The sequence below is a fragment of the Acerihabitans arboris genome, from assembly GCF_010131535.1.
Classification (GTDB): Bacteria; Pseudomonadota; Gammaproteobacteria; order Enterobacterales; family Enterobacteriaceae; genus Acerihabitans; species Acerihabitans arboris.
In genome coordinates this window covers 97,331-113,138 of the sequence record NZ_WUBS01000020.1, presented here as the reverse complement: position 1 = coordinate 113,138, position 15,808 = coordinate 97,331, and the positions used below count along the sequence as shown (strand labels likewise).

The window sequence follows — 15,808 nt, the reverse complement described above, 5'->3', positions numbered from 1 at the left end:
GAGATTTTTGGCCAGTTCGTTAGCCAGAGCTTGCAACTGCTTTTCGTCCATAAATTAACCTGTTTTTGATGTTGGATTGAAGATATCAAAATCAGGCAATTACACAAATCTATGTACAGGCTCTTTTCAGCCTGGGAAATCTGAAACTCGGCGACTGACATGCCGATCAAGTCATTTCCCGCCACGATCGGACAGGCATGTCAAAGGTTATCCAATAATAACCCGCCCGGCCTTTAATAGCGCGCCGTAATCCTTCCACCAGTCCGTCCCCGCCGGTACCCATGTCACCTTTCCATCGTCGATAAGCTTTTGCTCCGGCGAGCCAATATCGCGCGCCCCCGCCAAAATTGCCGCCGATAAATCCAGACCACCGCCTGGGCCCGAGTCCCATAAACCCACCGGCCCCGCGATGGTAAAACCGCCAATATAACCCGTTGGATAGCTATGTGGCGTATTCAGATCGGCATGGGCATCAAGCCAGACGCCGCAGGCAACTGGATGATGCCGGGCAACCACCGGCAATGTTGCCATATAGGCCGTGCAACGGCTGGATGGCGTAAAGGGTTTGCTGTTTTTCGCGAACAGCCGGTGGACCATCCTACTGCTCCAGCAACTTTACATCTTCCGCCGACAACCGCACCTCGGCCGCCGCCAGGTTTTCTTTCAGATGCTCCGGCGACGACGTACCGGGAATCAGCAAAATATTCGGCGAGCGCTGCAACAGCCAGGCCAGCGCAACCTGCATGGGGGTGACGTTCAGCCTGTGGGCGACGTCGTTAAGCGCCCCGGATTGCAGGGGTGAAAAACCACCCAAAGGGAAAAACGGCACCAGGGGAATACCCTCTGCGGCAAGCGTATCGATAAGGCTATCGTCCTGGCGATTAGCCAGATTATAGAAATTCTGCACGCAGGCGATGGGGGTGATCTTCTGTGCGTCGGATAGCTGCGTGGGGGTGACGTTGCTCAAGCCGATATGCCGAATCAGGCCGCGTTCCTTCAGCTCGACCAGGGCGGTCAAAGGGGCTTCCAGTGAACCTTCCACGGGACGCTGGATATCCAGCATACTGCGCAGGTTGACGACATCGATCACATCCAGTCCCAGATGGCGCAGGTTGTCTTCTACCGCCCTGGTGAGCTCTTCCGGCGATGAGGCCGGTGACCAGCCGCCCTTTTCATCGCGAACTGCGCCCACCTTGGTGACAATACACAGATCGTCGGCGTAAGGATGGAGCGCTTCCTTGATAAGCTGGTTGGTAATATGCGGCCCGTAGAAATCGGACGTATCGATATGGTTTACGCCGGCGGCCACCGCTTCGCGCAGCACGCGCAGGCACATGGCGGGATCTTTGGGCGGACCGAACACGCCCGGCCCCGCCAGTTGCATCGCCCCATAGCCAATACGGTTGACCTGCCGATGGCCAAGTTGATAACTGCCGGAGGTATTGATGTTGGACATAGTGGCTCTCCTGTGCAATGTGTCACTCATTGTATGGCCGCCAGACCTGTGCGACTATAGGGTTAAATAGAGACAGGCTGTGCGGAATTCTGGACAATGCAGATTGATCTTGGACTGTTAAACGCGGTTATCGCCGTTGCCAAGGCAGGCGGTTTTCGGGAAGCGGCTCGGGCCATCAACAGCAATCCATCTCGCCTGAGCGACGCCGTACGGCGCGCCGAGCAGCAACTGGGCGTACGGCTATTTAATCGCACCACCCGTACCGTGGTCCTGACCGCAGCCGGAAAGATGTTATTGGATCGATTACTGCCGGCGATGAACGAAGTGGAATCGGCGCTCGACGCCGTTAACAAATTCCGCGATACCCCCGCCGGCATGCTGCGCCTGAATGTGCCTGTCAGCGCGGTGCGCTTGGTTTTACCCGCCATCGTCCCGGCGTTTCTGGCCAGATATCCTGAAATTAAGCTAGAGATCGTGGCTGACAGCAATGTGGTGGACATCTTTCGCGCCGGATGCGACGCGGGAATACGTTACGACGAAAAGCTGGAACAGGATATGATTGCCGTGCCGATCGGCCCGCGCAGGCAGCGTTTCGCCATAGCCGCGGCGCCCGGTTATCTTGACCGCCAGGGCAGGCCGCAACATCCGCGGGACCTGCTGCACCACGCTTGCCTGCGGGGTAAATATGCCAGCGGCGTCATGCCGGAATGGGAATTTGAAAGGAACGGGGAAATTGTCAGGTTGCAGCCTTCGGGGCCGCTTATCGTCACCGTGGGGGCGGCGGTTGAACTGGCGGTGGAGGCGGCGGTGGCGGGAGTCGGAGTTATCCAGCTCTTCGAGGAGTGGCTAAGGCCCCATATCGCCAGCGGCGCGCTCGAACCCATACTGGAACCCTGGTGGACAGATTTTCCAGGCCCTTATCTTTATTACCCGGACCGGCGACTGGTGCCGACGCCGTTGCGCGCTTTTATTGATTTTATCCGCGAAGATCAACAACAATTTTTCAACCGAGGTATTTAAAGGCCATAGCGTTAATTTTGACTATTGGCTGGATTGCCTGATGACAAGTGGTCCCACCCCCAAAATATTTTGTCCCCAGGCACATCTGAAGAAGGAATAAAAAAATCAATTAAGGTAAATTGATATTTAACAAACTAACGAATAAATAAACCTAATAAATATGTTTAGTGTCCATTTTTATTAATCTTATAACAAACAGTTCAATACTCACTCCTGCATGGCTAACGGAAACGACCCGACGATCTAATTTATTATTCTCCTGTTCATAAGCTGACCCAGCTCTCATTGATGCCGGTATGAGGCTGTTATTATTACTTTACTCATCACTGTCTGTTTAATACCTGGAAGGCGCTATTGGCCAAGCGGTTAGCCGGTTTTATTTCCTTGCAGGATAAAACGAACGCGTAAATGTCTTTTGCGAATAACCTATTTTTTTGCCATATGGAGGTCATTAAATGACTACTTCACCGGTAAAGTCGTCTGTTTCACCGCAGAACCCGGATATCGCCTGGTATAGGCTGGATACGGAAGAAACGCTGCGCCAGCTCGGGACCATCGATAGCGGATTAGAGCCGCAAGAGGCTGCCGAGCGGCTGCGCCGCCATGGTCCCAATGAGCTGCCGGCGCGCAAAACCCGCCATCCCTTATTGCAATTCCTGGCGCATTTTAATGATGTACTGATCTACATACTGCTGATTGCGGCGGTATTAAAAGGAATTATGGCGCAGTGGGTCGACATGGTCATTATCCTGTTGGTGGCGGTGATTAACGCGCTGATTGGCTTTGTGCAGGAAAGCAATGCCGAAAAATCGCTGAAAAGTATCCAAGGCATGTTGTCCAGCACGGCGGTGGTGATCCGCGAGGGGATTACCCAGACCATAGAAGCCAGGGATTTGGTGCCCGGCGATATCGTTACCCTACGCCCGGGCGATAAGATTCCGGCCGACCTGCGGCTACTGGAAGCTCATAACCTGCAGGTGGAAGAGGCCATTCTCACCGGTGAGTCAACGGTGGTGGTAAAGCAGACCGGGGCGATTGACCGCGAGGTGACTATCGGCGATCGCATTAATCTGCTGTTTTCCGGTACCACCATCAGCGCGGGCACGGCCAAAGGCGTGGTGACCGCCAGCGGCGGCGATACCGAATTGGGCCATATCAACCAGATGATGGCCGCCATTGATCCCCATCGCACGCCGCTTTTAACGCAGATGGATCGCCTGGGCAAAGGAATTTTTATGCTGATCCTGGTGATGATGGCGGTGCTGTTTGTCTTCGCCTTTTTCCTGCGCGATATGCCGTTCACCGAGCTGCTGCTGGCGCTGATAAGCCTGGCCGTCGCGTCGGTGCCCGAAGGATTGCCGGCCATTATCTCGATTATCCTGTCGCTGGGCGTGCAGTCCATAGCGCGGGCGCGGGCGATTATCCGTAAGCTGCCGACGGTGGAAACCCTTGGGGCGATGACCGTCGTCTGCTCCGATAAAACAGGCACGCTGACGATGAATGAAATGACGGTGAAAACGGTGGTCATGGCGGATCGCAGCTATCGGGTGGAAGGAGAAAGCTATGAGCCGGTCGGTAAAATTTACCCGCAGGGGAGTGAACGGTCCGTTAATCTGAGTGAAGATGCCACCCTGGAGCGCTTTATCACCGCGGTTGAACTGTGTAACGACAGCCAAATCCGGCAGGATGGGCAGGGCCATTGGGGTATTACCGGCGGACCGACGGAAGGCGCATTAAAGGTCCTGGCCGCCAAGTCCGGCCTGCGGCTCGGCAATGTGAATTTGCTGGATAAAATCCCGTTTGACTCTGCATATAAATACATGGCGACCCGCCATCAGATCGACGATCAGATTTATATCTTCCTGACCGGCGCGCCGGATGTGCTGTTTACCTTCTGCCCCCAGGAACTGACGCATGAGGGTTTACGACCGTTTCGCCGCGATTATTGGGAAGAGGAAATGGCGCGTTATGCCCGGCAGGGATTGCGCATGGTGGCCGCGGCGTTTAGAAGCCAGACGGCGGCGGAGCCGGCCCTGGGGCACGAAGCCATTCAGCAGGGCATGGTCTTTGCGGGCATCGCCGGAATGATGGATCCGCCGCGTCCGGAAGCTATCGATGCCATTGCCCAGTGCCAACGGGCCGGCATCCGCGTGAAGATGATTACCGGAGACCATCAGGAAACCGCGATGGCCATTGGCGCCATGCTGGGTATCGGCAATGGGACCGACTCCATTACCGGCAACCAGCTGGAGCATATGGAGGATGAATCCCTGGCCGAAGCGGCGGTGCATTATGATATTTTTGCCCGTACCAGCCCGGAGCATAAGCTGCGGCTGGTAAAAGCCTTGCAGACCAGAGGCGGGATAGTCGGCATGACCGGCGACGGCGTCAACGACGCGCCGGCGCTCAAGCAGGCCGATGTGGGCATTGCCATGGGGATTAAGGGTACCGAGGTCACCAAGGAAGCGGCGGATATGGTATTAACCGATGATAATTTTGCCACGATAACCAACGCGGTAAGAGAAGGGCGGCGCGTCTACGATAACCTGAAAAAAACCATCCTGTTTATTTTGCCCACCAACCTGGCGCAGGGCCTGTTGATTATTTTTGCCATACTGGCCGGCGCGATCATTCCTCTGACCGCCCTGCAGATACTGTGGGTCAATATGGCTACCTCCACCACGCTGTCATTCGGCCTGGCTTTTGAGCCGGCGGAAAAAGGCGTTATGGTACGCCCGCCGCGCGATCCCGCCCGGCACGTGCTGGACGGCCACGCCATCTGGCGCATCGGTTTTGTCGGCACGCTTATCGCCTGTAGCGCTTTTTTATTGGAATCATTCCTGCAACCTCGCGGCTATAGCGGCGAATTTATCCGTACGCTGGTAATGCAAACGCTGGTCACCGCGCAGTGGATTTACATGTTTAACTGCCGCGTGACGGACAGGTTCCCGCTGAACCGGGAAATGTTTTTGAATAAGGGATTGTGGCTGGTCACCGGGGTGCTGATATTGCTGCAGTTGGCCATCATCTATCTGCCGTTTATGAATCGGGCGTTTGGCACCGAACCGCTGCCGGCCTATTACTGGGGCGTAACACTGTTGGTCAGCATCGGTATATTTATCATTGTGGAAATTGAAAAATGGCTGTTTGCCCGGTTCCGCTCCACCGCTAAAGCGACCTGAGCCATGGCGGTCAAGCCCGGCCGCCGACGCCGGGCTTGTTACCGGCCCGCGCATAGCGTAACCACAACATCACCCGCAAACCCGCAAATAAGCAAACAGCAGGGCCAGCGCCACGATAATAATCCCGCTGACCAGAGCCAGCCGTTCGGCAAACAGTCGTTGCATAGCGTGTTTTCCTCAAGCAAAATTATAACGTTCGGTATGATATTTAACCATCGGCACGCCCATCCCGGACAGCGCGTTTTCAACGGCATCCATCATCACATTGGGCCCGCAAATAAAGTATTCATGCATGTCAAAGGGCGGCGGCAGGTGACGTCGGAGTATCCCGGCATTAATAAAGCCTTTTTCTCCCGTCCAGCTGTCATGGGGGCGGGCCAGGACGTATACCAGCGTCAGATCAAGCCGCGCCCGCAGCGCCTCGAGTTCCTCGCGAAAAGTCAGGGAATCCCAGTCCCCGCCGCCGTATATCAGCACCACCGGGCGTTTGTCGCCGCGGTCGGCCAAGGTGCGCACTATGCTCATCATAGGGGTAATACCGATACCGCCGGCGATTAACACATGCATATCCGCCGGGTGGCCGATGGTGAACGCTCCATACGGGCCGTCGAGATAAACCCGTTGTCCGGCGGCGACCTGGGAAATTTTAGCGGTAAAATCGCCCAAATTACGCACAGACATTTCGACGCGGCCGTCCTTGACCTCGGCGCTGGATGAGAAGGAGAACGGATGCCCGGTGATTTTAAACGGGCCGTTCCATAACGTCAGCCAGCCGAACTGACCCGGCGTAAACCGAAAACCCGTATGTCCTTCCGGCTTCATCACAAGCGTGGTGGTATCGCCGCGTTCGGCTTTCACCCGCGTTACCCGGTACGGCCGGCGCAGCATAAACAGCGGTTTCACCAGGCGGACATACAGCAGCAGGGACAGCCAAAACAGCGTCAGCCCGCACCACAGCGCCCTTTTCAGCGGGTCGTTCAGATAAAAGCCCCACGCCGCCATATGCAAAAGCCCGGCCGCCACGGCGACCACCGCCAAAATGATGTGGGTGAGATGCCAAAACTCGTAGCTTAATCTAAGCTTTACCCGCCACAACGCCATAACGATCAGGGCAATCAAAGAATAGGTGGATATTGCCGCCAGCCTGGCGCGCCAGGGGGCCTCGACAAAATTAAGCAGCGCCAGCAGTTCCGGGCGTACAACAAACAAAATCAGCGGGTGTGCCACCACCAGGCCAAGGGCGATTAACGATATCCGCCGGTGGAAATGATAAATAATATCCTCGCCCCAGGGTTTGGTTACCCAACGAAAGCGCGCTATCAGGCCGAATTGCAACCCCATTATCGCTAATCCCGAATATCCCAGGGCTATGGATAACTCGGTCCAGAAATCTCTCGCGGGCGGCAACGAACCCAGTAGTAATACAAAGAGCGGAGCTGAAATAAAGAACAGATAAACCAGCAGCCACAGGCTATTACGCAGCGCAAAGGTAAGCATGGTGAACTCCTTGCACAGACCGTTATTATCAAATTTCAGTCAGTATAATCCTGTATTGCTGGCAATAAATTGCGCTGGCTCTCCGTTTGTCAATAAAGTTTTTGCGGAAAAAAGCCTCTTAATATACTTCCGATTAAATGCATTGTGATTTCTGTCTGGAATAATAGTAATATTTCTTTAGGATCAGATATCACTCTAATTAAATCCTTGCCGTTTGGTTTCGATATTTTTATTAATAAAATTAATTAAAATATCATTCTACTGACTAATTCAATGCCATGAATGGTCCCGGCTCATTATAAAGGCGTTGGCAGATAATCTGCTGGTATAAAATGGGGTAACGCGGCGAATAAATAGGGTAATTTCAGGAAAATCACCCTATTTAATCACTTTGGCACACCTGAGAACGGCCGTGGCAGCGTGCCTTACCGCTCACCGCCAGGACTTTTGGCGCAAACCGGCTCAGCGTTGCGACAACGTATCGACAAACGCCGACAGATCGCGATTAAATCTTTCCGGCTCTTCGATAAACGGCGCGTGGCCCGAGTTCGCGTAGAGCTTGCCCTGTATTGCCGGATTCAGCGCCATCGCCCGGGCCATGGTCGGCTTCGCCTGCACCAGCGCGTCCTGCGCGCCATAGATCAGCAACACCGGTACCCGTGCCTTGCCCAAGGCCTTTGGCGCATCGACCGTTATCGACAGCACCGCCCGCTGCATATCCCACGAAGCCATGGCGGCATTGGCGAACAGACGCCCAGATGTGGCCGCGTCCGGCTGGGTGTGGAAGCACAGGCCGAGGAAATCACGCACGGCGTCGAGATGGGTCTTTAAGTCGGGAGAGTTCAGGTCGCGATACACCACCGGGTGCGGCGGTATCTGATCGGGCTTGAGTTCAATCACGCCATCGACATACACCGCGCCGGAAATCGAGTCATCGCCATATTTTTCCAGGTAGTTCGATATCACCACGCCGCCCAGCGACCACCCGACCAGAGCGGGCTTGCGCGCGTGCGACGACTGGATAACCGTGGCGAGATCGCCCGCCCAGCGTTGCCCGTCGGTATAGGCTTTGGCATCGGTCGGCTTGCCGGACAGACCGTGGCCGCGCATATCGTAGGTAATGATGCGATAGCGCTTAAGCTCGGGGCTGTTGATTTGCCCATCCCAATTAAGGTGGCTGCCGAGCAGACCGTGAATAAAAATAATGGCGCCGCCGTCGGGGTTGCCCGATTCCTGTACGGCTATCTTTACGCCGTCCGGCGCGCTGACCGTATAGCTTTTCGTCTCGGCAAAAACGGATGGAGATAGGGCGAATAAGGTAGCGGTAACCACCAGCGCGGACAACATGCGGCTAAACGTATATGTGGACATAAGCGGTGCTCTTTTGTTGGACAAGGGCCCACAGACTCAACCCTCACACTGATGTTAGGGTCAAGGTAAAAATGTGCTATGCTTTTTCCCATGAACAAAATGACTCCGCCAGACTCGCTGACCGTTGGCCAGCTCGCGCGCGCAACCGGCGCCAGCGTGCGCTCAATCCGCCATTACGATGAGCATGGCCTGCTCACGTCCATCCGCACCTGTAATGGCTACCGGTCATTTCCCCACGCGGCGGTGGCGCAGGTCAGGCAGATCCGGCGTATGATCGCCACCGGCTTCAGCCTGGCCGAGATCCGCGCGTTTCCCGACTGCATGCGGATGATCGAAGGGGCGGGCTCCTGCCCCCAGACCACCGAGGTCCAGCGCAAACGGCTGGACTCCATCGAGCGCCAGATTGCCGACCTCGAGCGCCGCCGCGCGCGCCTGCTCAAGACGCTGGCCGAAGGCGTTATCCCACCTCTGGACTAATTTTCGTGCGGCTAATCATCTCCGCCTTATCCTATGGGTTTCTGCTGCTAACGCTATAACTTATGGCGAAAACGAATTTCACCCGCACGGTGTTTTTGCGCTAACGTCGAAGGACGGTTCTTTCATGCTGGTGCAATAGCGCGGGCTTAACCAGCACAAACAGTGCCCATTGAAATTAACTAATTGATTAATAACAACTTACGTTATTGGCATAAATATTGTATATACCTGTCTATTCACACAACTTATTCTACGCTGGAAAAAAATGCGCATAACCACCCTTAAGCAGGTTTTATTTTTCATTGCCGGATTAAGCGCCGTAGCGTCCGCGGCCCAGGCAGCGGATTTTATCGTCGGCAGCAAGAGCTTTACCGAGCAGTATATCCTGGCGGAAATCTATGCCTCCGCATTGGAGCAGGCGGGCATTCCGGTGGAGCGCAAAATCAACCTCGGCGGCACGCTGATTGCCCAGGCGGCGTTGTTAAAAGGAGATATCGATATGTACCCTGAGTACACCGGCACCGCGCTGAGCGCCGTCGTGAAAGGGGAATTGTCATCCGACCCCGATAAAGTCTATCAACAGGTCAAAACGGTTTACGCCGAGAAATACCATCTCATCTGGCTGGCCCCGGCGAGGCTGAATAATGGCTATGCGCTGCTGGTCAGCAAAGCCACCGCCGATAAATATCATCTGAAAACCCTTTCCGATCTCGCCAAGGCGGCGCCGCAGCTGACCATCGGCGCGGGGGCGGAGTTCGGCGATCGCCAGGACGGCCTGAAAGAGCTGGAGCAAGTGTACGGCATTAAATTCAAATCATTCCGTCAGTTCGCCAAAGTCGGCCTGCGCTATGATGCGCTGGCCGCCGGACAGATTGATGTCGCCAACGGCTTCGCCACCGACTGGCAAATCGCCGACGGGCAATATGTCTCGCTTGCCGACGACAAGCATCTCTTCCCTCCGTATTTTGTTGCGCCGGTGGTCCGTGACCAGACGCTGAAAGCCTATCCCAACGCGGAAGCGGCGCTCAATAATGTCAGTGCGCTGCTTGATAACGCCACCATGCAAAAACTTAACGCCGCGGTGGAAAAAGGGAAAGAAGAACCGGCCGACGTCGCGCAAGCGTTTCTGCGTGAAAAAGGTATAGTGAAACCCTGAACAACCGGCTAAGAGCTAAAATGACGTTTAATCTCGGTGGCGACACGGCGTTAACCCTGGCGACGCTTGTGCGCATAGTTCAGGAAAATCAACCGGTAGCGTTCAGCCCGGCGGCACAACAGCGTATAAAAAAGGGCTTTGTTTTTCTTTGCCAGCGCATAACCGCCGGCGATCGGATCTACGGCGTGACCACCGGCCTGGGTGCCGGTGTGGATACCGCGGTACTGAGCGGCGCCGACGGCCGGCAGGATATCGCGCGGTTACATGACATCCAGCAGCGTATTCCGCTGGCGCGCGCGGTAGGCGTCGGCGCGCTTGCCGACCGCGATCAGGTCAGGGCGATGATGCTGGCGCGGCTGGCCGGCATTGCCGAAGGATATTCCGGCATCTCCTTGCCGACCGCGCAGGCCCTGCTTTATTTTTTAAATCGCGGCGTGCATCCGCAGGTGCCGTTGCTGGGTTCGATCGGCGAAGCCGACCTGGCGCCGCTGGCGCATATCGGCAGCGCGCTGGCGGGCGACGGTTTGGTGGAATACCAGGGACGGGTTGCCGATATCCGCACGCTGGCGCAGGCACTTGGCGTCACCCTGCCCGCCCTCACCGGCAAGGATGGGCTGGCGCTGGTGTCGTCCAATGCGGCAAGCGTCGGTTTGTCCGCGTTGCTGCTGGCCGATATTGCCCAGTTGATTAACGTGCAGGCCGGTGCCATCGCCCTGTCGTTCGAGGCGTTCCGCGCCAATATCTCCCCGTTATCGCCCTGGGCCGGGCGCATCCGCAGGCTGCCGGGAGGGGCGGAGTGCGCGTCCCATCTGCTCTCGCTCCTGGCCGGCGGCGCCCTGTCCCAGCCCGGCGGCGCGCGTTTGTTGCAAGACCCGCTGAGCTTCCGTTGCGCGGCGTCGGTGCTGGCCAGCGTATACCAGGCCTTCAATCTTGCCCGACAGGCAACCGAGCTGGAGCTCAACAGCGCCGATGATAATCCGGCCTTGATAGCCGAAGCGGATATCGTATTAGCCAACGCCAATTTTGACGCCACCCATTTGGCGCTGGCGTTTGAAGCCCTGGGTCTGGCGCTGGCGCGTCAGGCCAGCTGTGCCGCCGAACGCATGATGAAACTGATGTCCGAGAGCGCCAGCGGGTTACCGCGTTTCCTGACGCAGCACCGCGGGCAGACGGGGTTTGCCACGCTGCAAAAAACCATTTCCGCGCTGACCAGCGATATTGTGCATCACGCCAATCCGCTGTCCGCCATCACCATACCTGTGGCCGATCGGGTGGAGGATTACGCCTCGCAATCCATGGCCGTCGTCAGCAAAACGACGCGCCTGGTGGAAAGCCTGCGCTATCTGGTGGCGATTGAATTGATGGTGGCGGCACAGGCCGTCGATTTGCGCCAGGACCCGCAGATTCGGCTCGGCCAGGGCAGCGCGGCCGTTTATGCCCGCGTGCGCGGGCTGGTTGCCGGATTGGATCAGGATCGCTCCACCGCCCGCGATATTGAAAACCTGGCGCAGGCCATCACCGCCCCCGGCTGGCTGACCGCCGGCGAACAGCTTCTGGAGACTGAGTGCCATGCGTTGGGCCCCCAAACACCTTGATGATATCGGTCTGGCCTTATTACAACATCTTTACCTGGTGGGCATGTCGATAAGCTGCGCCTTCGTCATCGCCATGATATTAGGCATCTGGAGCGCCCGCCGGCCCAAAACCTATGCGCTGGTGCTGACCTTCACCGGTATGCTGTTTTCCATTCCCAGCCTGGCGCTGTTCGCGCTGTTTATTCCCTGGCTGGGGATTGGCCTGCTGCCGGCGATTGTCGGCCTCACCGCCTACGCGCTGATGATCCTGGTACGCAATATCGCCACCGGCTTTCACGCCATTGCGCCCGACGTGCTCAACGCGGCGCGCGGCATGGGTTATGGTTACTGGCGCATGCTGTGGGAGATTGAACTGCCGCTGGCGCTGCCTTTTATCATTACCGGACTGCGCATTGCCACCACCACCCTTATCGGCATCGCCACGGTGGCCGCCTATATCAACGCGGGCGGGCTGGGCACCATTATTTTTGCCGGACTGGATCAGCGTTTTCCGGAGAAAATTCTGGTTGGCGGCGGCCTGACCTCCCTGCTGGCCATCGGCGTCGACGCGCTGTTCCTGCTGCTGCAACGACGTCTGGCGCGGCGCCGCCATCCCGTCGCCCGCGTGGAGGCAAACGCATGATTTTTTATGATGCCTGGCGTTGGATTGCGGCTAATCCGCATCAGTTCCTGGACGCGTTGCGTCAACACTTAGTGATGTGCGGGCTGGCGCTGTTGTTTTCGCTGCTACTGGCTATTCCGATTGGGGTGAAGGTGGCGGCCTCGCCGCGCGCCACCTTTATCGCCACCAACATCGCCAGTACCCTGAGAACCATTCCCAGCCTGGCGATCCTGGCGGCGGCGCTGCCGTTTTTGGGCATCGGCCTGATGCCGTCGGTGGTGGCGCTGGTGATTCTCGCCCTGCCGCCGATCCTGCTCAATACCTGCACCAGCATCCAGGCGGTGGATACCGACACGCTCTCCGCCGCCAAAGGAATGGGGCTAACGCGCGCGCAAACGACGCGCCGGGTGATCCTGCCGCTGGCGGCGCCCGGCATTCTGGCCGGCGTGCGCACGGCCGCCGTGCAGGTGATCGGCGGCGCGGCGCTGGCCTCCTTTATCGGCGGCGGCGGGCTGGGCGATTTTGTCACCACCGGCATCGCCATTATGGATATGTCGCGCCTGCTGGTGGGCGCTATTCCCATCATCCTGTTGGCCATCGGCGCCGAGCTGCTGTTCACCACCGTTGAAAAAATCGGATTCAAGCACGTTCCCAAAGGGTAAACCCTATGATCAGACTGGAAAATATTACCAAGATTTATCCCGGGACAACGGCAAAAGCGGTATTTGACCTGACGCTTGAGATCCCGGAAGGCTCCACCACCGCGCTGATAGGCCCCTCCGGCTGCGGAAAAACCACCACCATGCGGCTGATTAACCGGCTGGAGGACGCCACCCGGGGACGCGTTTTCGTTAATGGCGAAGATGTGACCGCAGTCGATCCGGTGCAGCTTCGCCGCCAGATCGGTTATGTTATCCAGAACGTCGGCCTGTTTCCACATATGAACATCGCGGACAATATCGCCACCGTGCCGCGTCTACTGGGCTGGGATCGCCGCAAAACCGACGCGCGTATCGATGAGTTGCTGCATCTGGTCGGTCTCGATCCCGCCGCCGATCGCGGCCGCTATCCGGCGGAATTGTCGGGCGGACAGCGCCAGCGTGTCGGGGTGGCCAGGGCGCTGGCGGCCGATCCGCCGGTCATGCTGATGGATGAGCCTTTCGGCGCCATCGATCCGCTGGTGCGCGGCCGGTTGCAAAACGAATTTAAGCAAATCCTGCAGCGGGTTAAAAAAACCGTGGTGATTGTGACCCACGATCTCGACGAGGCGATCAAGATGGGCGATCGCATCGCCATTATGCGCGACGGCAAACTGTGTCAGTACGCTACGCCCGAGGCTATCCTCAGCAAACCTGCCGATGACTTTGTCGCCGCGTTTATCGGCAGCGATGCGTCGTTGAAGCTGCTGGCGCTGACGCCGGTCGGCCAGGCGATGACGCCGGCCGCCCAAAGCGGCTATCCCCTGTCGGTCAACGCCCGGGCGAGCCTGAAAGACGTGCTGGCCCTGATGCTGGCCCAGGATGCCCCGGGCGTGCGCGTTACCGATGACCAACACCAGGTGCTGGGGGAATTAAACCGCCAGCAGCTTTTCCATTACCAGCAAACATTGCTTGCGGCCTGAGCGCCGGATTAAGGGAATTAAATGACTCAACACGTCAATATTAGCTACCTCAACGGCCCGGATATTCAGCAACTGGCGATGACCGACAGCGAGATCCTCGCCGCCGTCGAAGCCGGACTGCTGGCGCAGGGGCAAAACCAAACGGTCATCGAACCCCGCATGCACCTGATCCCCGATCCGACGTTTAACGGCCATTTCAACGTGCTGCGCGGCTATATCGCGCCGCTCAACCTGGCGGGCGTGAAGGTGGTGGGCGACTACGTGAATAACTACCAACTGGGCTTGCCTTCCGAGATGGCGATGCTCAATCTGTTTAATCCGCGTACCGGCATGCCGGTGGCCATCATGGACGCCTCGGCCATTACCGATATGCGCACCGGGGCGATTACCACGCTGGGCGCCCGCCATCTGGCGCGTAAAAACAGCAAAATACTCGGGCATATCGGCGCACGCGGCACCGCATACTGGAACGTACGCCTGCTGGACAGCCTGTATGGCTTTGATGAAATCCGCGTCCACTCCCGCCGACCGGAAAGCCGTAACGCCTTTGCGCAGCGCCTGGAACTGGATTTAGGCAAAAAGATTATTGTCACCGCCGACTGGGAAAGCTGTGTGCGCGACGCGGATATCGTGGTCGAAGCGTCGCGGCTGGAAAAGCCGGCGCCCATGCTGAAAACCGCCTGGATCAAGCCCGGCGCGCTGGTGGTGCCCTACGGCACCATGAGCGCGGTCGAGCTGTCGCTGACCGACATCATGGATAAACTGGTGGTGGATGACTGGGGGCAGTGCAAAGGCGGCATGTTTGGCTCCCTGCGCGCGCACGTTGAAGCCGGTAAGCTCAGCGAGGAAACGCTGCACGGCGAATTAGGCCAGATCGTCGCCGGCTTGAAAAGCGGACGCGAGCGCGATGATGAAACCATCCTGTTCTGGCATCGCGGCCTGTCGCTCAGCGATATCGCCCTTGGCCATGCAATGCTGGAAAAAGCGCGCAGGCTGGGGATCGGCCAGGAATTACGCTACGCATGATCGCCAACGGACGCATGTATTCGGTCACGCCGGCGGCGGCGGCGGGCTGGAAAATGTTGCTGCGGGAAGTCTATCTCCGCGCCGGTGTCGACGGTGAGGTGATTGATTATCCTGCCCCGGCCCCGCTGGAAGCCCTTTGGCAACGCCCGGATCTGGCAGGCGTTTTCATGTGCGGCCTACCGTTTTCACTCGGGCTGTTCCCGGTAGTGGCCCTTGCCGCGCCGGTACCGCTGCATTCGCTGGGCGATGGGCCAGGCAGCTATCGCAGCCGCTTGATCGTAGCCCGTGAAGCGCCTTTCCGCCTATTGCAGGACACCTTTGGCCGGCGGCTGGCCTTCACCAATCCGGAGTCTCACTCCGGTTATAGCGCCCTGCGCTTTCACCTGCTGCCATACCTGCGACGGGGGCAAAAAACATTATATCGCGAAACCGTCGGCCCGTTGGTGACTCCGCGCCGGGTGGTGGAAACCATCGCCGACGGCATGGCCGATATCGGCCCGGTGGACAGCTACGCCTTTGAGCTGCTGGCGCGCGACGAGCCCGGGCTGATAGAAAAAGTCCGGGTCATTGACCAGACCGCGCCGGCCCCGATGCCCTTGCTGGTGGCATCGGCCTCATTGCCCCCCGCCATCCTGGCAAGCCTGCGGCGCGCTTTTATCGAATTACAGCACGACGGCGCGACCACCGGCCTGCTCACCCTATTGCAACTGCAAGGGTTTAAAGTCCCAGACCCGCGCGACTATCAGCTGCTGGCGCAGCGGGCGTCAGCAGCCGAACAGGCGGGTTACCGGCTGTTGGCATGACTA

At 57.7% G+C, this 15,808-nt stretch carries 14 protein-coding genes; 10 read left to right on the top strand and 4 right to left on the bottom strand.

Going from position 1 to position 15,808, the window contains the following annotated elements; genetic code table 11:
* Nucleotides 1-207 precede the first annotated feature (207 nt).
* Together GRH90_RS23420 and GRH90_RS23415 are read right to left on the bottom strand one after the other, a co-directional pair.
* Nucleotides 208-597 (bottom strand): arginase family protein, encoded by a 390-nt coding sequence (locus tag GRH90_RS23420; RefSeq protein ID WP_162368394.1) that lies wholly within the window; start codon nt 595-597, stop codon nt 208-210.
* Between the two features lies 1 nt (nt 598).
* Nucleotides 599-1,456 carry an aldo/keto reductase family oxidoreductase gene (locus GRH90_RS23415; RefSeq protein WP_162368393.1) on the bottom strand — a complete coding sequence of 286 codons (858 nt, stop codon included), beginning with the start codon at nt 1,454-1,456 and terminating at the stop codon, nt 599-601.
* Nucleotides 1,457-1,552: 96 nt separating this feature from the next.
* Here GRH90_RS23415 and GRH90_RS23410 point away from each other — a divergent pair, with 96 nt between their 5' ends.
* On the top strand, nt 1,553-2,476 hold the full coding sequence (locus GRH90_RS23410) for a LysR family transcriptional regulator (RefSeq protein WP_162368392.1): 924 nt from the start codon (nt 1,553-1,555) through the stop codon (nt 2,474-2,476).
* Nucleotides 2,477-2,931: 455 nt separating this feature from the next.
* Entirely contained in the window at nt 2,932-5,658 is a 2,727-nt protein-coding gene (locus GRH90_RS23405; protein WP_162368391.1) for a cation-transporting P-type ATPase, read from the top strand.
* A gap of 177 nt (nt 5,659-5,835) precedes the next feature.
* Here GRH90_RS23405 and GRH90_RS23400 read toward each other — a convergent pair whose 3' ends face one another.
* Nucleotides 5,836-7,155 carry a ferredoxin reductase family protein gene (locus GRH90_RS23400; protein ID WP_162368390.1) on the bottom strand — a complete coding sequence of 440 codons (1,320 nt, stop codon included), beginning with the start codon at nt 7,153-7,155 and terminating at the stop codon, nt 5,836-5,838.
* A 462-nt stretch (nt 7,156-7,617) separates the two neighbouring features.
* Nucleotides 7,618-8,526, bottom strand: coding sequence for an alpha/beta fold hydrolase (locus GRH90_RS23395; RefSeq protein ID WP_162368389.1), 909 nt, complete (start codon nt 8,524-8,526; stop codon nt 7,618-7,620).
* Nucleotides 8,527-8,625: 99 nt separating this feature from the next.
* Here GRH90_RS23395 and GRH90_RS23390 point away from each other — a divergent pair, with 99 nt between their 5' ends.
* The 8 genes from GRH90_RS23390 (at nt 8,626) to GRH90_RS23355 (ending at nt 15,805) form a co-directional block, all read left to right on the top strand.
* Nucleotides 8,626-9,003, top strand: a complete 378-nt coding sequence (locus GRH90_RS23390; protein ID WP_218586282.1) for a MerR family transcriptional regulator — start codon at nt 8,626-8,628, stop codon at nt 9,001-9,003.
* Nucleotides 9,004-9,268: 265 nt separating this feature from the next.
* On the top strand, nt 9,269-10,159 hold the full coding sequence (locus tag GRH90_RS23385; protein ID WP_162368387.1) for a glycine betaine ABC transporter substrate-binding protein: 891 nt from the start codon (nt 9,269-9,271) through the stop codon (nt 10,157-10,159).
* Nucleotides 10,160-10,179: 20 nt separating this feature from the next.
* On the top strand, nt 10,180-11,754 hold the full coding sequence (locus tag GRH90_RS23380) for an HAL/PAL/TAL family ammonia-lyase (protein ID WP_162368386.1): 1,575 nt from the start codon (nt 10,180-10,182) through the stop codon (nt 11,752-11,754).
* Nucleotides 11,729-12,376 carry an ABC transporter permease gene (locus GRH90_RS23375; protein WP_162368385.1) on the top strand — a complete coding sequence of 216 codons (648 nt, stop codon included), beginning with the start codon at nt 11,729-11,731 and terminating at the stop codon, nt 12,374-12,376. Before GRH90_RS23380 ends, GRH90_RS23375 begins: the two co-directional genes overlap by 26 nt.
* On the top strand, nt 12,373-13,017 hold the full coding sequence (locus tag GRH90_RS23370) for an ABC transporter permease (protein WP_162368384.1): 645 nt from the start codon (nt 12,373-12,375) through the stop codon (nt 13,015-13,017). Before GRH90_RS23375 ends, GRH90_RS23370 begins: the two co-directional genes overlap by 4 nt.
* A 5-nt stretch (nt 13,018-13,022) precedes the next feature.
* Entirely contained in the window at nt 13,023-13,976 is a 954-nt protein-coding gene (locus GRH90_RS23365) for an ABC transporter ATP-binding protein (RefSeq protein WP_162368383.1), read from the top strand.
* 21 nt (nt 13,977-13,997) lie between these two features.
* Entirely contained in the window at nt 13,998-15,002 is a 1,005-nt protein-coding gene (locus GRH90_RS23360; RefSeq protein ID WP_162368382.1) for an ornithine cyclodeaminase family protein, read from the top strand.
* A complete protein-coding gene (locus tag GRH90_RS23355) occupies nt 14,999-15,805 on the top strand; it encodes a phosphate/phosphite/phosphonate ABC transporter substrate-binding protein (protein WP_162368381.1) in 807 nt (268 codons plus the stop codon). Before GRH90_RS23360 ends, GRH90_RS23355 begins: the two co-directional genes overlap by 4 nt.
* The last annotated feature ends 3 nt before the right edge of the window (nt 15,806-15,808 follow it).